Source organism: Lysinibacillus sp. 10T31 (assembly GCF_056394365.1).
In genome coordinates, this window is the sequence record NZ_JBFTHS010000014.1 from 59,001 (window position 1) to 72,684 (window position 13,684).

12 protein-coding genes are annotated in these 13,684 nt (G+C 34.8%); 3 read left to right on the forward strand and 9 right to left on the reverse strand.

Annotated features, from left to right (window positions below; all coding sequences use genetic code 11):
* Positions 1 to 96: 96 nt before the first annotated feature.
* Together AC1DCY_RS10080 and AC1DCY_RS10085 are read right to left on the reverse strand one after the other, a co-directional pair.
* Entirely contained in the window at positions 97 to 246 is a 150-nt protein-coding gene (locus tag AC1DCY_RS10080; protein WP_477349726.1) for a hypothetical protein, read from the reverse strand.
* Positions 247 to 274: 28 nt separating this feature from the next.
* Positions 275 to 1,768 (reverse strand): helix-turn-helix domain-containing protein, encoded by a 1,494-nt coding sequence (locus tag AC1DCY_RS10085; protein ID WP_477349728.1) that lies wholly within the window; start codon positions 1,766 to 1,768, stop codon positions 275 to 277.
* Between the two features lie 1,044 nt (positions 1,769 to 2,812).
* Between AC1DCY_RS10085 and AC1DCY_RS10090 the strand changes: the two genes are divergently transcribed.
* Positions 2,813 to 3,685: a glycine betaine ABC transporter substrate-binding protein gene (locus AC1DCY_RS10090; RefSeq protein ID WP_477349730.1), complete on the forward strand. Its 873-nt coding sequence runs from the start codon at positions 2,813 to 2,815 to the stop codon at positions 3,683 to 3,685.
* Positions 3,686 to 3,862: 177 nt separating this feature from the next.
* Here the strand turns inward: AC1DCY_RS10090 and AC1DCY_RS10095 are convergent, their stop codons facing one another.
* The 3 genes from AC1DCY_RS10095 to AC1DCY_RS10105 form a co-directional block, all read right to left on the reverse strand.
* Positions 3,863 to 5,119, reverse strand: coding sequence for an MFS transporter (locus AC1DCY_RS10095; RefSeq protein ID WP_477349731.1), 1,257 nt, complete (start codon positions 5,117 to 5,119; stop codon positions 3,863 to 3,865).
* Positions 5,120 to 5,134: 15 nt separating this feature from the next.
* On the reverse strand, positions 5,135 to 6,115 hold the full coding sequence (locus AC1DCY_RS10100; protein WP_477349733.1) for an aldo/keto reductase: 981 nt from the start codon (positions 6,113 to 6,115) through the stop codon (positions 5,135 to 5,137).
* 132 nt (positions 6,116 to 6,247) lie between these two features.
* On the reverse strand, positions 6,248 to 6,622 hold the full coding sequence (locus AC1DCY_RS10105; protein ID WP_370076790.1) for a MerR family transcriptional regulator: 375 nt from the start codon (positions 6,620 to 6,622) through the stop codon (positions 6,248 to 6,250).
* Between the two features lie 93 nt (positions 6,623 to 6,715).
* On the opposite strand from AC1DCY_RS10105, the gene AC1DCY_RS10110 reads away from it, so the two are divergent.
* Complete coding sequence (locus AC1DCY_RS10110) at positions 6,716 to 7,882, forward strand: MFS transporter (RefSeq protein ID WP_477349735.1); 1,167 nt, start codon at positions 6,716 to 6,718, stop codon at positions 7,880 to 7,882.
* 308 nt (positions 7,883 to 8,190) lie between these two features.
* On the opposite strand, the gene AC1DCY_RS10115 is transcribed toward AC1DCY_RS10110, so the two are convergent.
* From AC1DCY_RS10115 to AC1DCY_RS10130, 4 genes are all read right to left on the reverse strand, one after another.
* Positions 8,191 to 8,955: an SDR family oxidoreductase gene (locus AC1DCY_RS10115; RefSeq protein WP_053595484.1), complete on the reverse strand. Its 765-nt coding sequence runs from the start codon at positions 8,953 to 8,955 to the stop codon at positions 8,191 to 8,193.
* Positions 8,956 to 9,043: 88 nt separating this feature from the next.
* Complete coding sequence (locus AC1DCY_RS10120) at positions 9,044 to 9,232, reverse strand: hypothetical protein (protein WP_477349737.1); 189 nt, start codon at positions 9,230 to 9,232, stop codon at positions 9,044 to 9,046.
* A 323-nt stretch (positions 9,233 to 9,555) separates the two neighbouring features.
* Positions 9,556 to 10,173, reverse strand: coding sequence for a thermonuclease family protein (locus tag AC1DCY_RS10125; RefSeq protein ID WP_477349738.1), 618 nt, complete (start codon positions 10,171 to 10,173; stop codon positions 9,556 to 9,558).
* A gap of 132 nt (positions 10,174 to 10,305) precedes the next feature.
* On the reverse strand, positions 10,306 to 12,045 hold the full coding sequence (locus AC1DCY_RS10130) for an ABC transporter ATP-binding protein (RefSeq protein WP_477349740.1): 1,740 nt from the start codon (positions 12,043 to 12,045) through the stop codon (positions 10,306 to 10,308).
* Positions 12,046 to 12,253: 208 nt separating this feature from the next.
* Between AC1DCY_RS10130 and AC1DCY_RS10135 the strand changes: the two genes are divergently transcribed.
* Positions 12,254 to 13,684, forward strand: coding sequence for an ABC transporter permease (locus AC1DCY_RS10135; protein WP_477349742.1), 1,431 nt, complete (start codon positions 12,254 to 12,256; stop codon positions 13,682 to 13,684).

Below are 13,684 nucleotides of genomic sequence, written 5' to 3' on the forward strand. Positions count from 1 at the left end.
GCAAGCCGGTCAGCCTACAAAGCAACCTCTTCAAATGCTCTACCTAACTCATTTACAACATTGGCAAAAATATTAATTTCTTCTTGTGAATGTTCATTATGTTCTTGCGCCGAAAGAAGCTATTGAAAAATTAATCATTTTTATTTGTTTCTCTATTTCACTACCAATTTGAATATTCATTTTTATATTACTGTCGAGTAATAAAATGCCGTTACCTATCTCCTTCTCTTTACTTTTCCTAAACATAATTCAACCTCCATCCCCGTTAATTTCTTTAAACTTCACTTAATAAAGTTTTCAATAATAGCTTATTTGGCTGTTGGTATTTATTGAAATAGATTTCCTGTAGTTTTCTTGCTAATCTATCATAGTCTCTTCTGTCTGGAACTGTATTCCATACAAATATATCTTCTAAGTTTTTGTTAATATTTAAATATAAGCGATCTGTTATAATTAATTCCGCCTCTTCATCCTCAGAACATAACTCAACATGGATAAAAAGACGTTTAACTTGACTGAATAGATAAGGAACATCATTTATCATTGAAAATATTTTAATTTTAATTGAATCTCTATTTGCAAAATCAATTGTTTGTTTTAGTAATTTATGATATCTACCAATTAATACTTCTCTGCGTTTAAATACGATGGCGAAAGCCTTATTTTCTAATAGTCGATCATAAAACTGATTCATGATTTCTATTTGAGCAGTTTCATGCATTTCTAATCGCTTTTTATAAAGGTCTTCTTTAAATAAATTGGCTGGACCAGAAAAAGATAAAATAAAATAATGAAGATGCAGTAAGTTTACAAAGAGTGCCCCATATTCTTCTACATCTAAAGTAACTGAAAAATGCTCCACGAATATTTCCATCCAATATATAGTTGCTTGTACAAATAATTCCTGATTATGATGCTGTGCAAAGTTCATCAATGAACTTACTGCAGTATCTTTTTTCTGATAATTACGCATGCAACTAATTATGGAAAATGAAAACATTGTTTCCAATTCAATTTCTCCGTCTGATAAATCAGTAAATTCTTTAAATATATACTTAATTTTTTTTGATAATTGCTCATAGTTATGATGATGTTTCGTAAAGTTAGCATACATGGGATGATATTCAATTAAGCAACTTAGTTTTGCCCGCGTTAAGCAAATAGCCAGCCAATATAAAAGATGTTCGGAATAGGCTATGTCTACTTCTTCCATTAATTCTAGGATTTCTTCTCTTGAAACTAGAGTAAATGGCCATTCCTCTCCCCAACACGAATTCCAGTAGAACAAGAAATAAAAATAACGAAATTGCTTTTCTGTCCCTTCAAGACTGACTTCCGCATAAGATGTATACTTCAAGTGAAATTGATCTAACAAAGGCTTAACTTTTTTTATTCGTCGATACACGGATGCAGGGCTAGTGAAATTGTCCAAAACAAACATGTTAATATCAAAAAATTTATTGTAAAACATCTCATCAAAAGCTTTATATGTTAATGAGTTTTGTAAATAATATCTTTCTATAGTCTTCATAGAAAAATTATCTTTATAAATTAATTGAAAATACTTAAGCTCTTCTTTTTGGATAACAGCAGATTCTGTAATAAAATCTAAATCAATTGCTATCTCATCTACTATTTTCAAAATTGTTCTTTCAGACAAACCCATCATTTGAGATAACTCTAAACTTGAATATAGCCTCTGTTCTTCATAAATATGATGTAGAATTTCCACCTTCTGCAAAGATGTACGATCCAAAAAATTATACATAAATACACCTCAATGTCTTCCACCAGTAAACCCAGCTGTGTCATACTAATAAACCATTTATTTGAATTTAGATAAGTTTATATAACTCTTATCAATAAATTCTATTCCCGCTTTTTTACAACACTAAACATTAAAAAGCATTATTTTTAATACTTTATAACTACTCAGACAATAAATCAGATGTTAATGACTATTTAAATTTTCTTGCAAACGACAAATGCAGCTTATTTTCATCACATTCACTCATTTTGGGAAACTGTGAATATAGCCTCTTGTTTTCAAGCTTATTTACACTATAACAAGCATTTTAAAACAAGCAAAATCACTTTTTGTTCGTTTTCGTGCAAAACTTGATAATCCTATAAATCCATTCAAAACATCTATCTTTTAGGGATTTTCAATTCTAATTTTTCATCTTAAAACCATATCATCTACAGAATTTTTTATCGTGAGAGGGTGTTTCTCAGCGCCATAGACTTTCTCAAGGCTAGATGTAAAATTGAACATATGTCATAGGCACTTTTGAAGAAAACTAAAATATTTTCCTTGTAAAATACAAGTGGTGGTATACACATATCCCTTGATTTATCCTTATATCCTACAATGGCAACACTACCACTCAAACTCTCTATTATATAATCACCTTTACTATACCGTGTTCGTAAGTTGATAGATTATTAAGTGATTTTCCATTTACAAAAAATCTCTTTAATGTATAAATCAATAAAATCATACTTTGTTAGTTTTCGAGCAAAATTTGATAATCTTTTTTCTTGCAATTTTAAGTTTCATCAAAATCAGCTTCATTTTGTACGTTTACTAACTAAAACCCAAAGATATTTTATTTATTTTAGTAACCTATTCCGCATGATTCCATAGATTCGAGGTTAACTTCGGAAACTTGTTCTATCATTCGCTATCGGAGTTTAAACAATTTTTCTATTGAAGCCGATTTGACAAAAGTAACAACCTTTTGATAACTTTAAGTTGTTACTTGTTAATATTTAGATATATCTCATCCTATAATAAAGAGAGGGAGATTCTATGAGATTCAGTAAATTATTGAAGGTAGGATTGGCTTTAGCATTCATGTTCGTATTAACTGCTTGTAGCTCAGATAGTGAGGGCACGAAAAATAAAGAAAAAAATGAAGTGAACTTAGCCTATGTTGAGTGGGATACTGAAATTGCTTCTACAAACGTAGTAGGACAAGTTCTAGAAGATTTAGGATATGATGTAACACTAACACCATTAGATAACGGAATTATGTGGGAGGCTCTTGCCAAAGGAGAGGTCGATGGCATGGTGTCAGCTTGGCTACCACAAACACATGCTCCACAAGTTAAGAAGTACAAGGATAAAATAGACGATTTGGGTGAAAACCTAGCAGGCGCAAAAATTGGCTTAGTTGTCCCTAGTTATATGGATGTAAATTCTATCGAAGATTTAACAGATGAAGCTGGTAAAACGATCACTGGCATTGATCCAGGAGCAAATATGACAGCAACTACGGAAAATGCTTATAAAGAATATAGTAACCTTGAAGGCTGGAATGTAGTTACTTCATCTGCAGGCGCAATGACAGCAGCCCTTACTCAAGCCATTGCGAAAAATGAAGAAATCATCGTTACAGGTTGGTCTCCACACTGGAAATTTAACGCTTTTGATTTAAAATATTTAGACGATCCTAAGGGTATATACGGAACTGAAGAATATATTGGTACATTTGCACGTAACGGATTGAAAGAAGATAATCCGGGAGCGTATAGTGTTCTTAACAACTTCCACTGGACTCCAGAAGATATTGAAAGTGTTATGTTTGATATTATGAAAGGCACTGATCCTAAAGAGGCTGCAAAAAAATGGATTAAAGACAATGAAGATAAAGTTTCAGAGTGGACAAAAGATGCAAAATAATACAAATGATAGGCTTTTATATACTCTATCCAACAATTTGACTTTGAAATATGAAATTCAGGTCCTACATATAGTGTCATACAAATACTCACGCTAAAAGTTAGAGTACACTAGCGATACACGTAATTAACGAAAAAGCTCCATTCACTGAGCAATCAGTAAATGGAGCTTTTTATGTTAATACCTCCGGATGGAAATGACTCTCTTAAGTAAAGATACATAGGATTCTTGTCTAAACAAATGAAATTTTAAAATGAAACTATTTACTAAAAAGAGCAGACCAGCCAAAAAAATAACCCCTTTTATGTGGATTATTCCACTTAAATATCCCCCAAGTAAAGGACCAATTAGATTTCCTAAAAATAGAGCACTATGATAATAACCGAATGTTAAACTTTCCATATTTTCAGGTGCATTTTTTCGTATTAAACTTATTACCGACGGAAGAAGACCACCTATAAATATCCCCATTAAGAACCTAGCGAGCAGAAATAGCCATATAGAAGAAACTAACGCTTGGGAAACATAACAAATAAAATTCCCTAACAAAGAAATTAACAAAATAATTTCAGGACCCACTTGATCTGCTTTCCTACCTAAAATGGGAGAAAATATTGTAATAGAGAAACCCGAGATAGAAACCGCTAAACCTACCATCGTTGTTAAAAAGACATCATTGTTCCACATACTTTCTACATATGTGGCCAAAAATGGTGAAGTACTCATCGTTGAAAACTGAATAAGAAATCCAACCATAAACAAAACTCCAATTAGAGGTTCTTTCGTAATTTCCCGTAGTTCAGAGAAAAAATTAATACGTCCTCTCTTAGGAATAGGAACTTTCAATGTACTTGGTTCAGGTTTATTAATTTCTGTTAAAAAGAATAAAATAAGTGCCCCTGATATCAGTAACATAGCGCTAGACACATAAAGGATTTTATAAAATCCTATCCACTGTCCCAAAACTCCACCTATTAACGGTCCAAAAATATTCCCGGTGTAAGCACCCGATTGAGCTATACCGAGTGCATAACCTATTTTTTCTTTAGGCGTATTCATTGTGATGAATGGAGAAGAGGCAGGGATAAAACCACCAAAAATCCCTAAGATAAAACGTAGAACTAATAAGTGCCAAGCTGTTGTGCTATAGGTCATTAAGAATGTGGCAAATGCCATTCCAATGGCTGAACGGATTAGTATAGTTTTCCTACTCGTTCGATCTGCAATCTTTCCCCATATCGGCTGAAAAAGAAAAGCAGATAAAAAAGTAGCTCCAAAAATCATCCCTGTCCAAAGCTGAATATCAGTTTGAGAGTGAACATTCAAATCACTTTTAAGATACACTGGAATAAAAGGTATAATTAAGCTAAATGCAGACATGACTAAAAATTGTGCAATGCTCAAAATATACATATTCTTTTTCCAAACTTCCAATTATATAGCCTTCTTTCACTGATTTAATAGTTTCATAGAATGTACAGGATATCTATCACCAGCTGCTGAACCTACAGGTATCGCTTTATCTATGAAATCCTTTACATCCTTTGGCAATTCAAAATCTATTGCAGCGATATTTTCTTTTAAGTAGGATCTCCTTTTTGTCCCTGGTATAGGGATGATATCTAATCCATTAGACATCAACCATGTTAATGCTAGTTGTGCAGGACTAATATTCAGTTGGTTTGCTATATCTTCTAGCTGTCGAATCAAAGAAAGGTTTAGATTGAAGTTGCCTCCCTGAAATCGAGGTGCGTTCCTTCTAAAATCGTTCTCTACGAATTTATCGACTGACTTAATTTTTCCAGATAAAAAACCTCGTCCCAGAGGACTATATGGTACAACGGCGATATTTAGTTTACGGCAAAGTGGTAATATTTCCTCTTCAATATCTCTAGTCCATATTGAATACTCTGTCTGTAATGCAGCTATAGGATGTACTTTTTGTGCTCGTTTTATCGTTTGAGAAGATACTTCTGAAAGCCCAATATGTCGTACTTTACCTTCTTCAACTAATTCCTTCATAGCACCAACTGTCTCTTCTATGGGAACACTGGGATCTACACGGTGTAGATAATATATATCGATGTAGTCAGTATTTAACCGTCTTAGGCTTGCTTCACAGGCCTTTTTTACATATTCCGGGCTACCGTTAATTTTAATTACCTTCCCACTCTCATCTCTTTCAAAAGCAAATTTGGTAGCTATGTTGATCTGTTGTCTGACATTTTTTAATGCTTGACCGACTAATTCTTCGTTTTTCCCCACTCCATATTGATCAGCTGTATCAAAAAAGTTAACACCGAGTTCTAATGCGTAATGCAATGTAGCAATCGATTCCTCATCATTTTGAGTTCCATAGTACTCTGACATGCCCATACATCCTAATCCTAAGGATGAAACACTTAAATCTCCAATAGATCGATATTTCATTTTTTCTCCTCCAATCTTTCTTCAGCATGAAATTATATCGATTAGAGTGCACTCTAAGGCAAATGTATTTTTTCCCATTTCTCATAAAAAAAAGACCTTTTAGAAAGGTCTCTATCAACGTATTTAATTATATTACTTAACTTTTTCCTCCAAATTTTTATAGTAGTCAATTTTTTCATTAACCTTTATTAAACTATTTTCTAATTGCTTAATTTGGTTAAGAACGTTCTCTTGATGAGCTTCTAATAGTTCTCGTCTTTCAGTAACGGTAGAATCACCTTGACGTCTTAGGTCTGCAAATTTTTTCATGTCTCTTACAGGCATTTCTGTGTTACGTAACATAATGAGAAAGTCTATACATAAAATATCGCTCTTTGAGTATTTACGATATCCATTTTCATCTCTTTCAATCTCACATAAAAGACCAATATTTTCATAGTAGCGTAAAGTGTAAGAACTAAGACCAGTGATTGAGGATATATCCTGAATAGTTAATAATTTTTCCATATTTTTATTATATCACACTTGCTTTATAGTGCACTCTAAGGAGTATCTTTGATTCCAGATTCATTTTTTAATAGTTTTTAGGAGGAATTTTTAATGAATATAGGAATTTTTGTTTTAGCACTTGCCACATTTGTTGCTGGTACAGTGGAGTTGGTGATCGCTGGGATAATCAACATGATTGCAGAAGATTTACATGTTTCTGTAGGAGCAGTCGGTCAGTTAGTTTCAGTTTTTTCATTGGTTTTTGCCTTTGGGGCTCCAGTACTTATTGCTTTAACTTCTAAAGTAGAAAAACGTAAATTACTGCTCATAGCAATGTTAACTTTTCTAGGAGGTAATATTTTATCTATATTTAGTCCGAAGTTTACAACCTTATTAATAGCCAGAATTATTCTTGCAGCTAGCTGCTCTATCGTGGTTGTCACTTCCGTAACAATGGCTGCCAATACTGTTGCAACGGAATTAAGAGGAAGAGCTATTGGATTAATTTTTATGGGTTTAAGTGCATCATTAGTGTTAGGTGTACCACTAGGAACTATTATCGGTGAAAATTTTGGTTGGAGGATGACGTTCGTATTAGTTGCAGTCTTAAGTATTGTTTCTATGGTAGGAATCATTAAATTTTTACCTAAGGTTCCACCACAACCAGCAATTCCTTTACTTAAGCAAATAGCCACATTAAAAAGTAAAAAAATCGCATCAATACAGCTCATATCAGTTTTGGAGCTGACTGGTCATTTCATAGTTTATACTTATTTCACGCTTTTTCTTAAAACATCAATGGACTTATCAACAAATATGATTAGTATGGTCTTACTTGTTTTTGGTATAGCTGGAATAATAGGTGGTTGGATAGGTGGCTGGGCATCCGATAAGTTTGGAGGAGCAAAAACTATACTTACATTTCTTATACTTTTTGCCGTTTCCTTGTTCTTATTACCTTATGCAACAGGATCAATGCTCAGTTTATTGATCGTTGTCGTACTATACGGTGCGATGGTTTGGGCTCTTAGTCCAGCAGTACAAAATTATCTAGCCGAGTCTGCTCCCGATTCCTCAGATATCCAATTAGGTTTAAATACTTCATTTTTACATCTTGGAGTAGCTTTAGGTTCTGGTTTGGGTGGTATACTTGTAGATCGCTATTCTGTAACTATCAACACGTGGGTAGCTGGTATTATGGTAGTCTTAGCCCTCATCTCTGCTATTTATTCGCTAACGATAAACCGTAGAGGAAGTTCTTCGATTCAGGGGCTATAACTAAAAGGGTAGGAAGACGCCCACATGCCCATCATCAAGCTAAGATTTTAAAGTACCCCCTAATGGAAATTTTGTGTTTTTATAGTACCGAAGTTTATTTTTATCGTTTTGGGGAACAACAGATTTTTTAACTTGCTAGCAATGCGGCAGGACCTCTATTTACAATAACAAACGAATTAAAGGAAAATAAAAAGGAATGAGCCCTGTCCAATACAGAGTTCATTCCTCAATAACTGCTTAAAATATGTGTCTAACTTTTTGGGGTCACTTCATTTGAAGATCCTTATAAATTCGTTATCTTACAGGTTCTATAGATGAGATCCGCCACTTGCATCGAGCAATTGACCAGTTACCCAACGGCTGTCTGAGGAAGCCAGAAAGGCAGCAATATCTGCCACATCCTCGGGTTCTCCCCATCTGTTGAAGATTGAAAGACCAGCCGCATATTTTTGTCCATCAAGGTTTTCCAAAGTCTCAGCATTCATCTCTGTATTAATAATTCCAGGCTGGATGGCGTTTACCGTAATATTACGGCTCCCTAGTTGTTTGGCTAGAAGACGCGTAAATGTGTCGATAGCACCTTTAGACATACTGTACGTGAAGACACTTGGAGAAGCTGCACGTGTCACAAAAGATGAAATATTAATAATGCGTCCTCCATCTTTTAAACGTGGCAAAGCTTGTTGAGTAACAAAAAGTGGTGCTTTGACATTAATCTTCATAACCTCGTCAAATGATTCTTCCGTCGTCTCTTCTAAACTGATAATTTGACCAATTCCAGCATTGTTGACAAGAATATCGAATCCGTCACCGCCCATATATTCCCGAATTGTATCATCCAAAGTAGTAAATAAATCTTGAATGCCATCTAGAGTACTAAGGTCAGCACCAATCGCGCAAGCATTTCCTCCGCTTTGCTCGATCTGGTGAACAACTGCTTCTGCCTCATTACGTCTTTTCCCGTAATGAACTACGACAAAGGCTCCCTCTTGTGCCAGACGCAATGCAATACTGCGGCCAATTCCTCGACTTGATCCTGTAACTAAAGCTATTTTGCCTGCTAACTTACTCATGCTTCCATCTCCTTGTTCAAACATAGTTAAATTACATAGATAGTTATATCATGGAACATTATTTGAAATGTTGCTCTCCTATTCGGTTTCAAGGGGGCGTTTGCTTCAGATAACTTAGTTCATCGCTTGATTGCCAGCATTGCTTATATAAATCTTGAATACGTTTTTGACGATGTGCATCATATTGTTTAAATGCTTGTTCAACATAGTTATTTCTTTTAACACATTTTGCCAAAATATTTACATCTTTAATTGCTTGGTAAGCGTCTTGCCTCATAGAGGCATGGTTGCTCCTTCTCCCCCTATATGCGGGTTTTCTATTAAGAAAAGCAATGCTTATAGGGGGAGAAGTAATCCTACTAATAGATTCATAGTGACTTTCCCATGTAAAAACATAATCAGCTAGAGAAATCTACTAAAAAACGTGTTAATTTTTTCATACTGCTTATTATGTTCTTTGTAGAACTTGCGTGGTAAGCAGAATTTTGATGAAGCAAAAGGATTCCATTTATTCACAACTATATTTTGTGAATAAAAAAAGGACCGCCCTCAAAAGGCATTTTTCATTGCCTTTTGGGACAGTCCCTTGATTAATATCTTCTATTTTAATACTTCCGGATGGAAACCATCTTTTTGGAAATAATTTTGGTGTGACCAAATATTTAATTTTTCTTTTTCTGCATCTTGCTGGATTTCTCTAAATTGATCCTCAAACGTATTGTTTGGCTTATGGATAAAACGCACTGCTGCAAGTCCTTCTTTTAATAAAGATTCCTGTAGCATTACATCATCAATAAAGACATAGGCTAATAAACGATCATAATTATCTGTTTCTGGTCCAACATCGTAAACCGCTTCAACCTTTTTGGCGTGTTCTAACAATTTAATTGTATAGTCCTTTGCCTCTTCAGCATAAGGCTGCGCTTCACCTTTGTTATAATTCATCTCTGGTGTATCTACCATCAATAGGCGAATTTTTTGTTTCTTGCCATTTATTGTCGCCTGAATTGTATCACCGTCATATGCTTTAATATAATCTACATCAAAGCGTTTATTTCCTGTTTTTTCTTCAACCTGTTCAATCGAAATAGTACTATGCTGGTCAGTAGATGTTGTATCCTTTTCTTGGGCTGGTGATCTGCCAAAAATCATATACAATGCAACAGCGAGAATGATTGTACCACTCGTAATTAACGTTTTTATATCTTGCATTTTCATGTAGTAGGTCCCTCACAACTATTCATCTTCATTACACTTTAAGGAAGCTTCTAAAAGAATCCATCATTCATCAAAAGTCCTAAAAAGTTTCACGATGTTTCTATTGTAAAATATCAGGCTACTACATTCAAGCTATGTAGCTGCAATGGCAACCCAATGATTTGGGGATACTTCAACAAGCTCACTATTTTCTATCTCATAGAGTGTTTGTATGTCCTTAATTTCGGTATCCATATATTTTTGCTTTTCTATTGCTGGATCTGGAATCGGTATGGAGTGTAATAAAGCTTGTGTATATGGGTGCTGTGGATTAGAGTACAGCTCCTCACTTTCTGCAAGCTCTACAATCTTCCCACCATACATAACAGCTACACGATCGCTAATATGTTTAACCATAGACAAATCATGTGCAATAAATAAGTAGGTCAATCCCAGACGCTGCTGTAAATCCTTTAACAAGTCTACAATCTGCTTTTGAATAGAGACATCAAGTGCTGAAAGTGGTTCGTCACAAACAATAAAATTTGGCTCCACTGCTAAAGCTCTTGCGATACCAATACGTTGACGTTGTCCACCTGAAAATTCATGTGGATAGCGCATTGCATGTTCTTTATTTAAACCTACAAGTTCAAGTAATTCCTCCACACGTTGTTGACGCTCTTCATTCTTTTTAACGAGTTTATGAATATCTAGAGCTTCCCCAATAATATCTACTATTTTTTTTCGAGGATTCAATGAGGAGTATGGATCTTGGAAAATAATTTGCATATGACGACGCATTGCTTTAAGCTGCTTTTTCGTTAGTCTTGTAATGGGAACACCTTGATATAAGACTTCTCCATTCGTAGGCTGATGAAGCTGTAAAATAGTTCGACCTGTCGTAGATTTCCCTGAACCTGATTCACCTACTAAACCTAACGTTTCTCCTGGGTATATATGGAACGATAAGTCGTTGACGGCCTTTACTGTTTGACCATGTCCTAATGCGAATTCCTTTGAAAGATGTGTTACTTCAATTAAAGGTTTATTTTTATCTATTCCAAGTTGTACATTGGCAATTGGTTTAGGCTGCTTTTTCTCGTGGAGCTTTGGTAGAGCATTTAATAGTTTTTTAGTATAAGGATGTTGAGCATTTTCAAAGATTTCCTCTGTTGTACCTTGCTCAACAATCTCTCCTTCCTTCATAACAATAATGCGATCGCACATACCAGCAACAACACCTAAATCATGTGTAATTAATATGATTGAAGTGCCCATCTTTTTTTGCATATCTCGCATTAATTTCAAGATTTGCGCTTGAATAGTTACATCAAGGGCTGTAGTCGGTTCATCTGCAATTAGTAAAGATGGACGGCAAGCAAGTGCCATGGCAATCATAACACGTTGGCGCATTCCCCCTGAAAACTCATGCGGATATTGTTTATATCGTTCTTCTGCATTTCGAATGCCTACAAGCTTTAATAACTCTATTGTTTGCTTATATGCCTCAGCTTTGGACATTGACTGATGCTTTATTAAACTTTCAGCCACTTGTTCACCAATACGAATAGTTGGATTCGTAGATGTCATTGGATCTTGAAAAATCATACTAATATCTTGTCCACGGATTGCCTCCATTTGTTTTTCGCTCAATGAAGTAATCTCTTGTCCTTTAAACAAAATATTTCCTGACTTTAGATATGAAGGTGGTGATGGTAATAGGCGCATTATTGAACGAGCCGTTACACTTTTTCCACTACCTGATTCCCCCACAATTCCGAGTGTTTCACCTTGATTTACATGAAAATTAACGCCTTTAACGGCTTCAAACTCTGTCTCTCCCGTAATAAAAGATACACGAAGATCGCTGATTTCTAGAAGCTTTTCACTCATTCGATCCATCCTTTTGTAAATTTTGTGATTGACTTAATTATTAGTATAATCCATACTTTACAATACTGATAGGAATTATACAATATAATAATATTGAATCTTTCATCCTGCTAATTGTTCAATAGACCATACAAAAAATAAGCTGGCTAAGCGTGTGTTGATGTTGTTTTCCACACTCTATTATTTTACTTACGTCTGGAGGAAATGCATGGTTATTTCAAAAGCTCGTTCTACAACTAAGGAACATGTATTCTTTTTTTCAGTTTATCAAAAGCTCATGCACCATAAGTCATACAATGCACTACTCTTTCTTTTCAGTATTTTAGTACACCCATTTACATACTTATTTTATCGAACAAGAAAACATTCACACCAATACCGCCAAGCTTTTGAGCAACGAAGTCAGTACTACAAAGAAAAGGGTTTGTTTACACAATGGCAAGCTACATTTGCTGAGCAAGAATTAGCCAAAGCTACATTCTTTCATGAATGTGTGTCAGAAAAACAATTACAGGAAACTGCTTCGAAATTAGCAGAAACAAAAATGCAGCAGTTAGTAGAACAAGATTTATTGAAGGATGGTTTAGAAGATCCATCCTATTTACAATTTTTTAGCCAACAACTTAAAAATAAAAACTTTGTGGCCCTTACTTTTTTACCTGCTGTGTTATTTTATGTAGTCCTTCTATTGTTTGCGAATCCATTTCTGCAATTTGCCATTGAACGAATACTACAAAGTTTCATCGTTATTGTAGGTGTCGCGACACTAGTGTTTACAATTTTGTATTTGTCACCTTTCGATCCAGCAAGAAACTTACTTGGCGTTACGGCAACGCCTGAGCAAATAACTAATTTTAATCATATTCACGGCTTGGATCAGCCATATTTATCTCAGTTATGGAATTCATTATCTGGTCTCTTCACATTTGATTTAGGTACTTCCTTTGCAGGGAAAGAAAATATTACAAATAGCATTGTAAACAAATTTCCTATCACACTTGAAATAGCTATCCTATCACTATTAATGGCTATCGCTATTGCTATTCCAGTCGGCATTATATCCGCTGTTCGTCCGAATTCATATTTGGACTATACATTTATGTTTATCGCCTTGATTGGATTATCCATTCCAAGCTTTTGGCAAGGATTGATATTTATTTTAACGTTTGCATTAAAGCTACAATGGTTCCCAGCTACATACAATCCTCAAAACTGGCTATCTTTAATAATGCCCGTCGTTGTCTTAGGAACATCCATTACGGCTTCCATTGCCCGTATGACAAGATCCAGTATGCTTGAGGTGATACATGAGGATTACATTATTACTGCGAGAGCTAAAGGCTTGAATGAATTTAAAGTGATTTCAAAGCATGCTATTCGCAATGCCATGATTCCTATTATTACAGTGATTGGACTTCTTTTTGGTGGAATGTTAGGTGGGGCATCTGTTACAGAAAAGGTTTTCAATATTAGTGGTATTGGTAGCTATATTGTTGACAAGCAGTTTATTCCGGACATTCCAGCTATCCTTGGTGGAGTCGTCTATATTGCTATTACAATTTCGATCGTTAATTTATTCATCGATATTTTGTATGCCTTTTTCGATCCACGCATTCGCTCGAAAATGAAGAAGTCTTAA